Source organism: Streptomyces sp. NPDC001902 (genome assembly GCF_042891295.1).
GTDB lineage: Bacteria > Actinomycetota > Actinomycetes > Streptomycetales > Streptomycetaceae > Actinacidiphila.
This window is the reverse complement of the sequence record NZ_JBIATA010000003.1, coordinates 316,991-331,314: the sequence shown is the minus strand read 5'-3', so window position 1 is coordinate 331,314 and position 14,324 is coordinate 316,991. Positions and strand designations below refer to the sequence as shown.

Annotated in this window: 12 protein-coding genes; 6 read left to right on the top strand and 6 right to left on the bottom strand. The window is 74.2% G+C overall.

Annotated features, from left to right (window positions below; all coding sequences use genetic code 11):
- Positions 1–4 precede the first annotated feature (4 nt).
- The 3 genes from ACFYYN_RS07735 to ACFYYN_RS07725 are packed head-to-tail and all read right to left on the bottom strand — an operon-like array spanning position 5 to position 3,830.
- Complete coding sequence (locus ACFYYN_RS07735; RefSeq protein ID WP_500545059.1) at positions 5–2,386, bottom strand: xanthine dehydrogenase family protein molybdopterin-binding subunit; 2,382 nt, start codon at positions 2,384–2,386, stop codon at positions 5–7.
- Positions 2,387–2,391: 5 nt separating this feature from the next.
- Positions 2,392–2,952 carry a (2Fe-2S)-binding protein gene (locus tag ACFYYN_RS07730; protein ID WP_500545058.1) on the bottom strand — a complete coding sequence of 187 codons (561 nt, stop codon included), beginning with the start codon at positions 2,950–2,952 and terminating at the stop codon, positions 2,392–2,394.
- The gene (locus ACFYYN_RS07725) at positions 2,943–3,830 is read right to left on the bottom strand and encodes an FAD binding domain-containing protein (RefSeq protein ID WP_500321691.1); all 888 of its coding nucleotides are present in this window, start codon (positions 3,828–3,830) and stop codon (positions 2,943–2,945) included. Before ACFYYN_RS07725 ends, ACFYYN_RS07730 begins: the two co-directional genes overlap by 10 nt.
- Positions 3,831–4,095: 265 nt before the next feature.
- On the opposite strand from ACFYYN_RS07725, the gene ACFYYN_RS07720 reads away from it, so the two are divergent.
- Both ACFYYN_RS07720 and ACFYYN_RS07715 read left to right on the top strand, forming a co-directional pair.
- On the top strand, positions 4,096–5,742 hold the full coding sequence (locus ACFYYN_RS07720; RefSeq protein ID WP_500321692.1) for a PucR family transcriptional regulator: 1,647 nt from the start codon (positions 4,096–4,098) through the stop codon (positions 5,740–5,742).
- Positions 5,743–5,908: 166 nt separating this feature from the next.
- Positions 5,909–8,770 (top strand): ATP-binding protein, encoded by a 2,862-nt coding sequence (locus ACFYYN_RS07715; RefSeq protein ID WP_500545057.1) that lies wholly within the window; start codon positions 5,909–5,911, stop codon positions 8,768–8,770.
- Positions 8,771–8,809: 39 nt separating this feature from the next.
- Here ACFYYN_RS07715 and ACFYYN_RS07710 read toward each other — a convergent pair whose 3' ends face one another.
- Positions 8,810–9,196: a peptidoglycan-binding domain-containing protein gene (locus ACFYYN_RS07710; RefSeq protein ID WP_500321693.1), complete on the bottom strand. Its 387-nt coding sequence runs from the start codon at positions 9,194–9,196 to the stop codon at positions 8,810–8,812.
- Positions 9,197–9,446: 250 nt separating this feature from the next.
- Here ACFYYN_RS07710 and ACFYYN_RS07705 point away from each other — a divergent pair, with 250 nt between their 5' ends.
- Entirely contained in the window at positions 9,447–10,214 is a 768-nt protein-coding gene (locus ACFYYN_RS07705) for a hypothetical protein (RefSeq protein WP_500321990.1), read from the top strand.
- A gap of 3 nt (positions 10,215–10,217) precedes the next feature.
- On the opposite strand, the gene ACFYYN_RS07700 is transcribed toward ACFYYN_RS07705, so the two are convergent.
- A complete protein-coding gene (locus tag ACFYYN_RS07700) occupies positions 10,218–11,030 on the bottom strand; it encodes a GntR family transcriptional regulator (protein WP_500545056.1) in 813 nt (270 codons plus the stop codon).
- A gap of 386 nt (positions 11,031–11,416) precedes the next feature.
- Between ACFYYN_RS07700 and ACFYYN_RS07695 the strand changes: the two genes are divergently transcribed.
- Complete coding sequence (locus ACFYYN_RS07695) at positions 11,417–12,454, top strand: DUF2637 domain-containing protein (protein ID WP_500545055.1); 1,038 nt, start codon at positions 11,417–11,419, stop codon at positions 12,452–12,454.
- 100 nt (positions 12,455–12,554) lie between these two features.
- Here ACFYYN_RS07695 and ACFYYN_RS07690 read toward each other — a convergent pair whose 3' ends face one another.
- Complete coding sequence (locus ACFYYN_RS07690) at positions 12,555–13,004, bottom strand: ATP-binding protein (protein ID WP_500321696.1); 450 nt, start codon at positions 13,002–13,004, stop codon at positions 12,555–12,557.
- Positions 13,005–13,160: 156 nt separating this feature from the next.
- Between ACFYYN_RS07690 and ACFYYN_RS07685 the strand changes: the two genes are divergently transcribed.
- Positions 13,161–13,814, top strand: coding sequence for a GntR family transcriptional regulator (locus tag ACFYYN_RS07685; protein WP_500545054.1), 654 nt, complete (start codon positions 13,161–13,163; stop codon positions 13,812–13,814).
- A 2-nt stretch (positions 13,815–13,816) separates the two neighbouring features.
- A complete protein-coding gene (locus tag ACFYYN_RS07680; protein WP_500321697.1) occupies positions 13,817–14,311 on the top strand; it encodes an OsmC family protein in 495 nt (164 codons plus the stop codon).
- Positions 14,312–14,324 lie beyond the last annotated feature (13 nt).

Genomic DNA, 14,324 nt, shown 5'->3' with positions numbered 1-14,324 from the left:
TGTCTCACGTACCGGTCAGGTGCTCCGGCCGTACCGGTACGCGGGCCAGGGCCAGACCGGTCGCCGCGCGGATGGCGGCGACGACGGCCGGGGTGGAGGACAGGGTCGGCGCCTCGCCGACGCCGCGCAGCCCGTACGGGGCGTGGTCGTCGGCGAGTTCGAGCACGTCGACCGGGATGGGCGGCGTGTCGAGGATGGTGGGGATCAGGTAGTCGGTGAAGGACGGGTTCCGGACCGTGGCCCGGTCGGAGACGAGGACCTCCTCCATGACGGCCAGGCCGAGGCCCTGCGTCGTGCCGCCCTGGATCTGGCCGATGACCGACAGCGGGTTGAGTGCCTTTCCGACGTCCTGGGCGCAGGCGAGTTCGACGACCTTGACCAGTCCGAGTTCGGTGTCGACGTCCACGACGGCGCGGTGCGCGGCGAAGGAGTACTGGACGTGCCCGCGGCCCTGGCCGGTGCGCAGGTCGAAGGGTTCGGTGGGGCGGTGCCGCCATTCGCGCTCGATGTCGATCGCCTCGTCGCCCAGCACCTCGGCGATCCCGGCGAGTACCTCTCCGCCGTCGGTGACGACCTTGCCGCCCTCCAGCAGGAGTTCGGCGGTGGCCCAGGCCGGGTGGTGGGTGCCGAGCCTGGCGCGGCCCAGTTCCAGGACGCGTTCGCGCACCGCCTCGCAGGTGTGCCGCACGGCGCCGCCGGTGACGTACGTCTGCCGGGAGGCGGACGTGGAGCCGGCCGAACCGATTCGGGTGTCGGCGGGGTCGATGGTGACCTGGGTGACGCCGAGTTCGGTGCGGGCGATCTGGGCGTGGACGGTGACGCCGCCCTGGCCGACCTCGGCCATCGCGGTGTGCACGGTGGCCACCGGTTCCCCGGCGATCACCTCCAGGCGGACGCGGGCGGTGGAGTAGTCGTCAAAGCCCTCGGAGAAGCCGACGTTCTTGATGCCGACGGCGTAGCCGACGCCGCGGACGACGCCCTCGCCGTGGGTGGTGTTGGACAGCCCCCCGGGCAGGTCGCGGACGTCCACGCCTCCGCCGGCGCTCTCCCACTCCCGCTCGGGCGGCATCGGCATCGCCTTGACGCGCCGCAGCAGTTCGGCGACGGGCGCCGGGGAGTCGACGACCTGACCGGTGGGCATGACGGCGCCCTGGGACATGGCGTTGAGCCGCCGGAACTCGACCGGGTCCATGCCGAGGGCGGCGGCGAGCTTGTCCATCTGCGCCTCGTAGGCGAAGCAGGCCTGGACCGCACCGAAGCCGCGCATCGCTCCGCAGGGCGGGTTGTTGGTGTAGAGCGCGAGGGCCTCGATGTCGACGTCGTCGATGACGTACGGGCCGGCGCTGAGGGAGGAGGCGTTGCCGACGACGGCCGGGGAGGAGGAGGCGTAGGCGCCGCCGTCCAGCACGATGCGGCACCGCATGTGGGTGATCTTCCCGTCGCGGGTGGCGCCGTGCTCGTAGTGCAGCTTGGCGGGGTGCCGGTGGACGTGGCCGAAGAAGGACTCGAAGCGGTTGTAGACCATCTTGACGGGCCTGCCGGTGCGCAGCGCCAGCAGGCAGGCGTGGATCTGCATCGACAGGTCCTCGCGCCCGCCGAAGGCGCCGCCGACGCCGGAGAGCGTCATGCGGACCTTCCCCTCGGGCAGGCCGAGGACGGGGGCGATCTGGCGGAGGTCGGCGTGCAGCCACTGGGTGGCGATGTAGAGGTCGACGCCGCCGTCCTCGGCGGGGACGGCGAGCCCCGACTCGGGGCCGAGGAAGGCCTGGTCCTGCATGCCGACCTCGTAGTCGCCGGTGACGATCACGTCGGCGCGCCGGGCGGCCGCGTCGGCGTCGCCGCGGACGATCGGCTGGCGGTGCACGACGTTGGGGTGCGGGACGTGGCCGCTGTGGTGGTCGGTGCGGTCCTCGTGGAGCAGCGGCGCGCCGGGGGCGGTGGCGGTGGCCTCGTCGACGACGACGGGCAGTTCCCGGTACTCGACCTTGATCTTGGCGGCGGCGCGGCGGGCGGTCTCGGGGTGGTCGGCGGCGACCAGCGCGACCGGTTCGCCGTGGTGGCGGACCCGGCCGTGGGCCAGGACGGGGGTGTCCTGGATCTCCAGCCCGTAGTGCCGCACGGCGGTCGGCAGGTCGTCGTAGGTGAGCACGGCGTACACACCGGGCTGCGCCAGCGCCTGCGAGACATCCAGGGAGACGATCTCGGCGTGCGCGTGCGGGCTGCGCAGCGTGTGGCCCCAGAGCATGTCCTCGTGCCACAGGTCGGAGGCGTAGGCGAACTCGCCGGTGGTCTTGAGGACGCCGTCGGGGCGCAGCGTGGACTCGCCGATGCCGCCCCTGGTGTCGCTGCCCTGGGTGGTGGGGGTGGGGGTGCGGGTCACGCCCATGGCGGTCAGGCCTCCGTCCCCGTGCGGGCGGCCGCCAGGCGGACCGCGTCGAGGATCTTCTCGTAGCCGGTGCAACGGCACAGGTTGCCGGAGAGGGCCTCGCGGATGTCGGCGTCGGTGGGCTGGGCGTTGCGCTCCAGCAGTTCGTCGGCGGCGACCAGCAGCCCCGGGGTGCAGAAGCCGCACTGGACGGCTCCGGCGTCGACGAAGGCCTGCTGGACCGGCGACAGCTCCGTGGCCGGGCCGGCGGGCCGCGGCTGCCACCGCTGTGCGGCGCCCGGCTCGGTGCCGGGGCCCGCCTCGCCCGTGTCACGCTCCTTGGCGAAGTCCGCCAGGCCCTCGACGGTCACGACCTCACGGTCCTGCACCTGGCCGGCGGCGACCAGGCAGGCGCACACCGGCACTCCGTCCAGCCGGACCGTGCAGGAGCCGCATTCGCCCTGCTCGCAGGCGTTCTTGGAGCCGGGCAGGCCCATGCGCTCGCGCAGGACGTACAGCAGGCTCTCGCCCTCCCACACGTCGTCGGCGTCCTGGCGCCGTCCGTTGACGGTGAAGGTCACGCGCATCGGGCGCTCCTCTCGTTGCCGCGGTACTCGTCCCAGGTCCAGCCGAGGGTGCGGCGGGCCATGACCTGCAGTGCGTGGCGGCGGTAGGCGGCGCTGCCGCGTACGTCGTCGATGGGGCTGGCGCAGGCGGCGACCAGCTCCGCGAACTGGCGGGCCACGGACGGCGGGACGCTCCCCGCGCTGTCCCACAGGCCCTCCTCCTCCAGCGCCGCGGTCAGGAACTCCTCGGCGGTGGTGGCGCGGACCGGGGTGGGCGCGGCCGAGCCGATGCCCGTGCGCACCGTGCGGGTGGCCGGGTGCAGGGCCAGGCCGAAGGCGCAGACCGCGATGACCATGGCGTTGCGGGTGCCGACCTTGGAGAACTGCTGGGGGCCGTCGGCCTTGGCGATGTGCACGGCGCGGATCAGCTCGTCCGGCGCGAGGGCGTTGCGCTTCACCCCGGTGTAGAACTCCTCGACCGGGATGAGCCGGGTGCCGCGTACGGACACCGCCTCCACCTCGGCACCGGCGGCGAGCAGTGGAGGGTGCGAATCCCCGGCAGGCGACGCGGCGCCGAGGTTGCCGCCGACGCTGCCGCGGTTGCGGATCTGCGGCGAGCCCACGGTGCGGGCGGCGAGCGCGAGGCCGGGCAGTTCCCTGCCCAGGGCCTCGATGACGCGGGTGTAGGGGACCGCGGCGCCCAGCCGTACGGTCTCCTCCCCCACCTCCCACTCGTACAGGTCGCGGACCCGGTTCAGGTCCAGCAGGACATCGGGCCGGCGGTGGTCGAAGTTGATCTCGACCATCACGTCGGTGCCACCCGCGATGGGTACGGCCGTGGGGTGCTCCGCCTTGGCGGCGAGGGCCTCCTCCCAGGTCGCGGGACGCAGGAAGTCCATGAGCGCTCTCTTCTTCGTCGGGGGACGGGATGGCTTTTCATGTCCTGTTCACGCTGTGTGACCCAGTACACGTCCGGGCACCGTGCCGGGTGCAGTCACCGAACGCATGAAGCACTTCGCTGGTCGGTAAGCTGGTCTTGTAGATTCCTCCGAAAGACGCGGACCTGAAACCTGTCGGCATCGACACGGCAACACCGATGCAATCGAGTGGGCGCCACCCTGGTACCGCCTCAGAGACGGAAGCGTTCGAGACAAGGCGACGACGATGCGGCTGCGCGCACTGCTGGACACCGATGCCCTCGGCCTGCGGCTGCTCGGCGGCGAGGAGGAGCTGGACCGCACGGTCCGTGGCGTGATGACCACCGACCTGAAGGACCCCAGCCGCTACCTCTCCGGCGGCGAGCTGGTGCTGACCGGCCTGGCGTGGCGCCGCGCGCCGGACGACTCCGAGCGCTTCGTGCGGATCCTCGCCGCGGCCGGTGTCGCCGGTCTCGCGGCCGGCGAGGCCGAGCTGGGCTCGGTCCCGGACGACCTGGTGCTGGCCTGCGCCCGGCACCGGCTCCCGCTGTTCGCGGTCGACGAGGACGTCGCCTTCGCCTCCATCACCGAGCACGTGGTGCGCCAGGTGTCCACCGAGCGGGCCGGGGACCTGGCGGCCGTGGTGGAACGGCACCGCCGGCTGATGACCTCCGGGCCCGAGGGCGGCGGGCCCGACGCCGTCCTGGACCTGCTCGGCAGCGACCTCGACCTGCGCGCCTGGGTGCTGTCCACGACCGGCCGCAGGATCGCCGGCTCCGACCACCCGCTGCCCGCCGGCGTACGGGCCGAACTCGCCGGCGAGCACCTGGCCGCCGCCCGGACGGACCGCCCCTGGCCGCACCGCGCCTACACCGCGGGCCGCCACTACTCGCTCTTCCCCATCCGCAGCGGCGACCCGGCCGACGACATCCGCGGCACCCTGCTCTCGGACTGGTTCCTGGCGGTCGACGCCGACACGGGCGACTGGCCGGCCGAACGCCTGGACCTGCTGGACGGCGTCACCCAGCTCATCGCCGTCGAGCGCGACCGGCGGGACGCCTCGCGCACCGTGCGCCGCCGCCTCGCCGCAGAGGTGATGGACCTGGTGCAGACCGGCGCGCCGCCTGGCGAGATCGCCGCGCGGCTGCGCGTGGCCGCGCCCGTACTGGTGCCGGGGCTCGGCACCGCGCCGCACTGGCAGGTCGTCGTCGCCCGCGTGGACTGGGCAGGTGGCGGGCCGGCCGCCGGTCCGGTCGCCCAGGCCCTGCTGGAGGAGGCCCTGGTCGATCCGGGCGCGGTGGGCCCCGACCCGGCCGACCGCATCGCCGTCGCCCACACGGGCGAGGAGGCGATGGCCCTGGTCCCCCTGTCGTCTCTCGAGTCCGACGGCGCCGCCCCCGAACTGTCCGCCCAGGGGCTGCTCTCCGTCCTGCGCGGGCCCCTCACCCGGGGCCTCGACGGCGACGGACGGCTGACCATCGGCGTCAGCGCCACCGTCCACTCCGCCGACGGGCTGCGCGGCGCCCTGGAGGAGGCCCGCCACGCCCGCCGCGTCGCCGCGGCCCGCCCGGGCCGGGTCTGCGTCGCCGGCCACGAGGAACTGGCCTCGCACGTCCTGCTGCTGCCCTTCGTCCCCGACGACGTCCGCCGCGCCTTCACCGCCCGGCTCCTCGACCCGCTGCGCGCCTACGACCGGCGGCACCGCGCGGAGCTCATCCCCACGCTCGAGGCCTTCCTCGAGTGCGACGGCTCCTGGACGCGCTGTGCGAACCGGCTGCATCTGCACGTCAACACTCTGCGCTACCGCATCGGCAGGATCGAGCAACTGACGGGCCGCGACCTGTCGCGTCTGGAGGACAAGCTCGACTTCTTCCTGGCCCTGCGGATGAGCTGACGGCGGCCCGCCCGGTCGGCGGAGGCCGGCACGCCGGGTGCGCCGCGGTCAGCGTGGATCTTGACCCGTGGTCGCGGCTCGGGCAGGCTCGGTCAGAAATTCGGGGGGCCGGGTGTTCGAGTTCGATGTCCTGGGGTCGTTGCGTGTGCGCCGGGAGGGTCGGACGGTGGCGCTGCCGGCCCCGATGCTGCGCCGGCTGTTGTGCCTGCTGCTGGCGGGGGGCGGGCGGCCGGTGTCCGCCGGGCGGTTGCGGGACGCGTTGTGGGAGGGCGGGCCCCCGCCGAGCTGGCGCAAGACCCTGCAGGTCCACGTGCACCGGCTCCGCCGTGAGCTGGGCCTGGAGGAGCGGCTGCACCACGGGCCGCAGGGCTACGGGCTGACGGTCCTGGACGGCGAGCTGGACGCGGGGCGCTTCGCGGACCTCACGGACCGGGGGCGGCGCGAACGGCGGCGCGGTGAACCGGTCCGGGCCGCCGCCCTGTTCCGCGAGGCACTGGCCTTGTGGCGGGGCCCGGCCTACGACGGCGCTCCGGGCGGGCCTCCGGTGGCCGCCGAGGCCGCCCGGCTGGAGGAGCTGCGCACCCGGGTGCACGAGGAGTGCGCGGGCGCGGAGCTGGAGCTCGGCCGCCACGCGGAACTCGTCGGCGAACTGGCCGGACTCGTCCGGCACCACCCCTACCGCGAGGAGTTACGGGCGCACCTCATGCTGGCCCTGTACCGCAGCGGCCGCCGCGCGGAGGGTCTGGAGCTGTTCCGGGAGACCCGCACGCTCTTCGCGGAGCACCTGGGCATCGAGCCCGGCGAACCGCTGCGGCGGCTGCACGAGGCGATGCTGCGCGCGGACGGGGCCCTGGAGGCCCCCTCACGGCCGTACGAGGCGCCCGGCCGCTCAGATGGTCCGCCGCCCCGGCCGGGCGCCCTGCCGGCCCAGGCCACCAGCTTCGTCGGGCGCCGTGCCGAGGTGGACGCGGTGGGCGCACTGCTCGCCGGCGCACGGCTGGTGACGCTGACCGGCGTCGGCGGGGTCGGCAAGACGCGGCTCGCCCTGCGGGTGGCGGACGAGGCGGGTGCCGCGTTCCCCGACGGGGCGTGGCTGGTGGAACTGTCCTCGGTGCGGGACGGCGACCTGGTCGCGCACGCGGTGGCCCAGGCCCTCGACCTGCACGACTGGGCCCTGCGGACGCCGCTGCAGGCGCTGCGCGAGCATCTGGCCGCCCGGAAGCTCCTGCTGGTGCTGGACACCTGCGAACATCTGGCCGACGCCTGTGCCCTGTTGACCGAAGCCCTGCTGCAAGGCGCCCCGGGAATCCGCGTGCTGGCCACCAGCAGGGAGTCGCTGGGGGTCGCCGGGGAGCAGATCTACGTCGTGCCGCCCCTGCCGGTGGCGCCGCAGGATCCCGGCGCTTCGCAGGCCGGGGTCGCGGACGCCGTCGCCCTGTTCGTCGAGCGGGCCCGGGCCGTCGACCGGCACTTCGCGCTGACCCCGCTCAACCGGGCGGCGGTCGGCCGGCTGTGCGCCCTGCTCGACGGCATCCCGCTGGCGATCGAACTCGCCGCCGTGCGGTTGCGCTCCCTGTCGGTGGCCCAGATCCTGGAACGCCTGGACGACCGCTTCACGCTCCTGGGCGTAGGACGCCGGACCGCGCTGCCCCGGCACCAGACGCTCAGGACGGCCATCGAGTGGAGCCACCAGCTCTGCTCGCCGCCCGAACGCCTGCTGTGGGAGCGGCTGTCGGTCTTCTCCGGCAGCTTCGACACGGAGGCCGCGCAGGACGTCTGCGCCGACGCGGAGCTGCCGGGTGCGGCGATCGCCGACCTGCTCGCCGGACTCGTCGACAAATCGGTTCTGCTCCGCGAGGAGGACTCGCTCGGGGTGCGGCTCCGCATCCTCGACACGGTCCGCGAGTACGGCGCCGACCGGCTGCGGGGGCACGGCGAACAGGACCGTCTGCGCCGCCGCCACCGGGACCACTACCTGGCCTTGGCGCACCGCTTCGAGGACGACTGGTACGGGCCGCGCCAACTGCGGTGGCACCGGCGGGTGCTGCACGAGCACGCCAACATCCGCTCGGCGCTCGACTTCTGCCTGTCCCGGCCCGAGGAGCATCGCACCGGACTCGAACTGGCGGGCACCTTGTGGGTGTTCTGGGTGGCCTGCGGACTGTTCACGGAGGGGCGGCACTACCTCGACCGGCTCCTGGGACTGGAGGCCGCGCCGGGCGGGGAACGGCTCAAGGCGCTGTGGGCCTGCGGACACGTCGCCCTGGGCCAGGGTGACACCGAGACCGTCGACCGGGTGGCCGGCGAATGCAGATCCCTCGCCGCCGGTCATGGCGACGGCGTCGCGGCCGCCTTCGCCACGCATCTGCTCGGCGCCGCCGCGGCCCAGCGGGGCGACGCCGCCAAGGGCGTCGCCCTCGCGGCCGCCGCCGTCCGCCTCAGTCGCGCGCTGCCCCGTACCGCCGACCGGGAGCGCGCGCTGGCCATGGCCCTGGTGGGCGAGGCCTTCGCCCTGCTGATGAACGGCGAGCTCGAGGCGGCCGCCGAGGCCATCGACGAGCAGCAGGCCCTGTCGGCCTCCCGCGGCGAGATCTGGACGCGGTCCTGGAGCAGCAGCCTGCGCAGCTCGGTCGACCTCGCCCGCGGGGAGACCGCGTCCGCCGTCGCGCACGCCCGGGCCTCCCTGACGGTGCGGCGGATGCTCGGCGACACCCTGGGGGTGGCCATGTGCGTCGACACCCTGGCGCACGCCGCGCTCGCCTCGGGCGACGCCGAAGGCGCCGCCCGCCTGCTGGCCGTCAGCCGCCGGGTCTGGGAGACGTTCGGCCCGGCGCAGTTCGGCTCCGCGGAACTGCGTGCCGCCCAGGACCTGTGCGCCGAGCAGGCGCGCAAGCTCATCGGCGACGCGGCGTACGACCGTGCCTTCCGCGCCGGCGGCGCGCTGGACCTGGAGGACGCGATCTCCTTCGCCCTGGGCCGCCGCCCGGGGTCCCCGTGGGATCCCGAAGGGCCGTGGGGACCGCGGTGACGACCACCCCGACGGGGGGCGTCCGGGAACCGGCTCCGGTCAGAGCGCGCAGTCGCGGTTGGGGATGTACAGATCGAGCCAGGTGTTGGACCCGACGACGCCGTCCACGCCACCGGGCGTCCGGTTGCAGCGCTGCACCGCGCGAACGGCCTCGTCGGTCTTCGTCCCGAACTCGCCGTCCTCGGACAGCCAGTAGTCGTAGGCGCTGCTCCCCACGTTGATGAGGCACTGGATCTGCTTCACAGCGGCCGCCGTGCTCGCGTTGTAGGGGCCCTTCTTGAGCGTCGGGCGGTACCAGTCGTTCACGTAGTTGCACTCTCCGTAGGTGTCCGCCGCGTGCGCCGCGGTCGGTGCCACCAGCCCTCCCAGGCACAGCGCGGCGACGGTGGCACCCACGGCGCCGATGCGGGCACGGTTCATGCGCATGATCTGTCCCCTCCACGAACTGCCGGATACGCGACCCCCCTTCGAGGGCCGGTGAACAGCGTCCGCCCCGCCGGATGCGGTACGGATGCGCCGTGGTTGCGCCACGGTTGCGTGCGGGACCGGCCAACTGGGAGGCAGGAAATCGATCACACGCCGTCCGCCCTCTTGGCGTGGCACCCGGTGTCGTGCTGGACTTCGGCCCAACCGGCTCGATGACGCGCTTCGGGGAGGGCAAGTGGCGGACACCGCCATGTCGGACGCAGAGGTGGGACCGACGGTGCCGGGCGGTGGTGCGCCGCCCGACGTGTCGCGGCTGCGGGGCCGCGGGTGTTGGGCGGAGGCCGCACAGTTGCTGGCGCCCCACGCGGAGCGGTCGCCGGCGGCGGCGACGCAGCGGGCGGCGTTGCTGATCGAGCGCTGCATGTTCACCCTGGACGGCTGGGCGGAGGCCGAGGACGCCCTGCGCTCAGCGGAGGCCCTGGCCCGTACGGACGACGAGCGCGGCGAGGCCGCCTGCGAACGCGGCAACCTCGCGTACGTGGCGACGCTCTTCGGGATCCGCGACCGGGCCGACGAGGCGCGCGCCGCCTTGATGCGCAGCGCCGCGCTGCTGGCACCCGGTGCTGCGGGGCGACCGCTGCTGGACTTCCGGCGCGGCCTGATCGCGGAGAACCTGGGCGACGACCCGGACGCGGCGAAGGCCGCGTACCGCCGGGCGCACGCGGGGGCGGTGGCCCACGACGACGTGCTGCTGACGTCCTACACCTGGCGGCACCTGGCCGGGCTGGCGGCCCGCGACGGCGACCTCGCCGAAGCTCGCCACGGCTTCACCGAGTCCCTGCGGATCCGTGTGGAGCTCGGCCATGCCGTCGGGGTCGCGCCCGCCCTGACCGCGCTGGCCGGGGTCGAGCCGGACCCCGAGGCGCGGCGGCTGCGCGCCGAGGCGGCGCGGCTGTTCCGGATGCTGGGCGGGGTGCCGGTGTGGCTGGCCGGGGAGCTGGACGTGGACGCCGGCTGAGCGTCACGCCCCGGAGAAGTGCTCGCGCACCAGTGACTCGACGGTGCTGAGGTCACCGGAGACCAGCGCCTCCAGCAGCGCCGCGTGCTGCGTGGCGTCGGCGATCAAGCGGGCGCTGATGCCGCGGACCGGGGCGGCCCCGGGACGGGCATGGCCGTGGTCATCGGTGACCGGCCACTGCGACCTGCGGTGCAGCTCGTCGGCGACGGCGACGAGCTGCCGATTGCCGGAGAGCTCCAGCAGGGCGCGGTGGAAGGCGCGGTCCGCCTCGGCGTAGGCGGCGCGGTCGCCCAGGGCCGCGGCGGCCACCGTGGCCTCGACGAGCGGGCGCAGCTGCTCCCAGCGGGACGCGGGGAGTGTGCGGGCCAGCCGCAGCACGACGGGGACCTCCAGGAGCGCGCGCACCTCGGCGAGGTCGGCGAGGTCCCGGCTGCTGCGCTCGGCGACCCGGAAGCCCTTGTTCGGCATGGCCTCCACCGCGCCCTCGCGGGCCAGCAGCTGCATCGCCTCGCGCACCGGGGTGGCGGAGACCCCGAAGCGCTCGGCGAGCGCGGGCGCGGAGTACACGGCCCCCGGGCGCAGCTCGCCGGTGAGCAGGGCGCCGCGCAGGGCACGCAGGACCTGGTCCCGCACGGTGTGCCGCTCGGGCAGCCGGCGCGGCCGGGGGAGCCCTTCGGCGCGGTCCGGAACGGCCTCGGTGCCGGGCTCGGCGTGCGGGTGGGCACCCCGGACACGTTCATCGTGGCCGGGCGGTACCCCGGGGGCCGCCGCGGCGGGCGCCGCAGGGCGCCGCGCGGCGCGGGGGGCGTACTCCACAGGGGCTCCTTAGGACAGTCGTGTGCGCTGGCGCACTCCCGTGGGGAACGTGCGCCGCCATCTATTGCAACACGCTCCGCGACCGGCTTCGAGCCCCCTGGGCGACGGCTCTCCCCCGGCAAGATCGTCCGAGGCTTGCCACATCTCATGTGGATCTTTCGCCCATGTCATCCGATCACCCGTCAGGTCACAGGTTTCGACTCGATCAACTGAACCAATCCCGCTCCCCAGTTCGAGTATTCTGACGATCTCGTCCCACGCCACCCCTCCGTTGGCGTTCTCTTGCCCTGAAACCGCATCGCGCGCCCGAGGCGTTCGCCAGGATGGCGCGCGGACGCCGTCTCGCGGCCCGAGCGCGACGGTACTGCGACGCAAGGAATCGCTCGATGAGACTTACGGACACAACGCTGGACTGGGCGCTCCCGTGCGCCGTGGGTCTGGCGGTCCTCGCCGCCGCGGCGGTGTTCCTGCGCAACCGCAAGGCCCGCAAGGAGGAGACGGGTCAGGCCGATTCCTGGGAGCGCTCGGAGGAGCGGCGCCGCAAGAAGGAGGCCCTGTACGGCACGGCCTCCTACATCCTGCTCTTCGGGTGCGCCTCGGTCGCCGCGGCGCTGTCCTTCCACGGCCTGGTCGGCTTCGGCCAGCAGAACCTCGGCCTCTCCGGAGGCTGGGAGTACCTGGTTCCCTTCGGGCTCGACGGCGCGGCCATGTTCTGCTCGGTGCTCGCCGTGCGGGAGGCGAGCCACGGTGACGCGGCGCTGGGCTCGCGCCTGCTGGTGTGGCTGTTCGCGGGCGCGGCAGCCTGGTTCAACTGGGTGCACGCGCCCCGTGGCGGCGGCCACGCCGGTGCCCCGGAGTTCTTCGCGGGCATGTCGCTCTCCGCGGCCGTGCTCTTCGACCGCGCCCTCAAGCAGACCCGCCGGGCCGCCCTGCGCGAGCAGGGGCTGATCCCGCGGCCGCTGCCGCAGATCCGCATGGTCCGCTGGCTGCGTGCGCCCCGCGAGACGTACGGCGCCTGGTCGCTGATGCTCCTCGAGAACGTCCGCACCCTGGACGAGGCCGTCGAGGAGGTCCGCGAGGACCGCGCCCGCAAGGAGCAGGAGGCCCTGCGCCGCCGCGAGCACGAGCGTCTGGAGCGGGCCCGCATCAAGGCGATCAACCGGCAGCACCGGATCTGGAACCGCGGCGGCAGCAAGTACGAACTTCCCTCCTCGGCCGCGGCGGGTGCCCAGGCCGGCGCGGAGCCTGCCATAGAACCGGAGAAGGCCGAACTGCCCTCGCGCTCCCGGCCCGCCCTGTCGCCCGTACGTGAGGAGGTCGCCCGTGCGACGATCGACCTCACCGCCGAGGACGACACCATGGCCCTCCCCAAGCTGGACTCGCTGGAGCGCAAGCTCGCCGACCTGGAGCGCCAGTACGGCTGATCCCATGCATCTGTGACGCCTCGTCAAATTCGTTGCCCCGGCCCGGACCTCCGGCCGGGGCAGCGGCGCGTCCGGAGACGGCGGCGCGGCCGGCTGCGGGTCAGCAGGCCCCGGCGTCGAGTTCGAACCAGACGATCTTCCCGGTGCCGTCCCCGTCGGGGCGCACCCCCCAGGCGTCGGCGAGCGACTGGACGAGCAGCAGTCCGCGGCCCGAGGTGCGACGGTCGGAGGGGGCGCGCAGGCGCGGGTGACGGGTCGTGAAGTCACGGACCTCGACGCGCAGGCGGTGGTCGGCCCCGGCCAGCAGCGTCACGGTGAGGACGGCGCCGCGGTCGGTGTGGCGGAGGGCGTTCGTGACGAGTTCGGTGGTGAGGAGTTCGGCGGTATCGGCGAGGGCGGGCACGCCCCAGCTCCGTAACGCCTCGCGCAGCAGCCTGCGGACGTCGGCGACGGCCGGCAGGTCGGCGTGCTGGACAGGCCGGTGCAGCCGGCGCGCCTCGACGGGCCCCCCGGCCTCCCTGCCGCCCGGCTGGACAGGCTGACGTTCCATCGGCTCCGCTCCGGCCGCTGATGCCCTTTCGGGTTCGAACATCTACGCGCAATGCATGCCCCACCGTGACCACGTCCAGTCATGGACCGGGGACGGAGCGCTCCTGTATCCACTGTATGCATTGCATGCAATGCATACAGTGGATACAGTGGTGGGGTGCAGCAGACGGACGCCGCGCGCACGCGGCTGCGGGAACTGATCCTGGACGGGGTGTACGCGCCCGGCCAGCGCCTGACCGAGCTCGAGGCCGCGGCGGTGCTGGCCATGAGCCGTACGCCGGTGCGGGAGGCGTTCCGGGCGCTGGTCGCCGACGGGCTGGTGCGCTCGGCGGGGCGCGGGGTGAGCGTGGTCGACATGGGGCCGGAGGCGCTGCGTCACGCGTACCAGGTGCGGGGCGTGCTGGAAGGCCTGACGGCGGAGCTGGCCGCGGAGCGGCAGCGGCGCGGGGAGATAGCGCCCGCCGAACTGACCGCGCTGGAGCGGCTCGCGGCGGACGCGGAGGAGGCCACGGCCGCGGGCCGGCTGGTCGAGGCCGTCCGTCACAACCGGCGCTTCCACGCCCGGATCGCCACCCTGTCGGCGAACCCGGTGGCCGCCGGGTCGCTGGAGCGGCTGTGGGACCAGATCCAGGTCTCCACACGGCGGTCGCCGGCCGCACCGCTGCGCCCCGGTCAGGTCGCCGCGCAGCACCGCCGGCTGCTCGCCGCGATCGCCGCCGGCCACGCCGGGGAGGCCCACGCGGCCGCCCGTGAGCACGTCATGGACACCTGTGCCGCCTACGAGCGGGACGGGGCGGAGGAGGAGCGTTAGCCGTGCCCGACATCAGCAAGCGCCACACGTACACCACCGAGGTCGTCTGGACGGGGAACCGGGGCACGGGCACCGGTACGTACCGCGGGTACGGCCGGGAGCACGAGATCGCCGCGCCCGGTCTGCCCGTACCGCCGATACCCGGCAGCTCCGACCCCGCCTTCCGCGGCGACCCGGCGCGCTGGAACCCCGAACAGCTGCTGCTGGCCGCGCTGTCGCAGTGCCACATGCTGTCGTACCTGCACGTGTGCACGGTCGCCGGTGTCGTGGTCACCTCCTACACCGACCGGGCGGAGGGCACGATGGAGGAGACCGCCGACGGCGGCGGCCACTTCACCCGGGCCCTGCTGCGGCCCCGGGTGGAAGTGGCCTCCGCCGCCATGGTGGACGCCGCCGTCAAACTCCACGCGGACGCCAACCGGCTGTGCTTCATCGCCAACTCCGTGGCCTTCCCCGTGGACCACGAGGCGGAGGTGACGGTCACGGCGGGCGGCTGACCGTCCGCCGCCC

Coding starts and splice junctions, on each gene's coding strand:
- ACFYYN_RS07720 (WP_500321692.1), top strand. CDS start 4,096: ATGCGGCTGCGCGCACTGCTGGACACCGATGCCCTCGGCCTGCGGCTG.
- ACFYYN_RS07690 (WP_500321696.1), bottom strand. CDS start 13,004: ATGGAACGTCAGCCTGTCCAGCCGGGCGGCAGGGAGGCCGGGGGGCCC.
- ACFYYN_RS07735 (WP_500545059.1), bottom strand. CDS start 2,386: ATGGGCGTGACCCGCACCCCCACCCCCACCACCCAGGGCAGCGACACC.
- ACFYYN_RS07710 (WP_500321693.1), bottom strand. CDS start 9,196: ATGCGCATGAACCGTGCCCGCATCGGCGCCGTGGGTGCCACCGTCGCC.
- ACFYYN_RS07695 (WP_500545055.1), top strand. CDS start 11,417: ATGAGACTTACGGACACAACGCTGGACTGGGCGCTCCCGTGCGCCGTG.
- ACFYYN_RS07705 (WP_500321990.1), top strand. CDS start 9,447: ATGTCGGACGCAGAGGTGGGACCGACGGTGCCGGGCGGTGGTGCGCCG.
- ACFYYN_RS07725 (WP_500321691.1), bottom strand. CDS start 3,830: ATGGACTTCCTGCGTCCCGCGACCTGGGAGGAGGCCCTCGCCGCCAAG.
- ACFYYN_RS07730 (WP_500545058.1), bottom strand. CDS start 2,952: ATGCGCGTGACCTTCACCGTCAACGGACGGCGCCAGGACGCCGACGAC.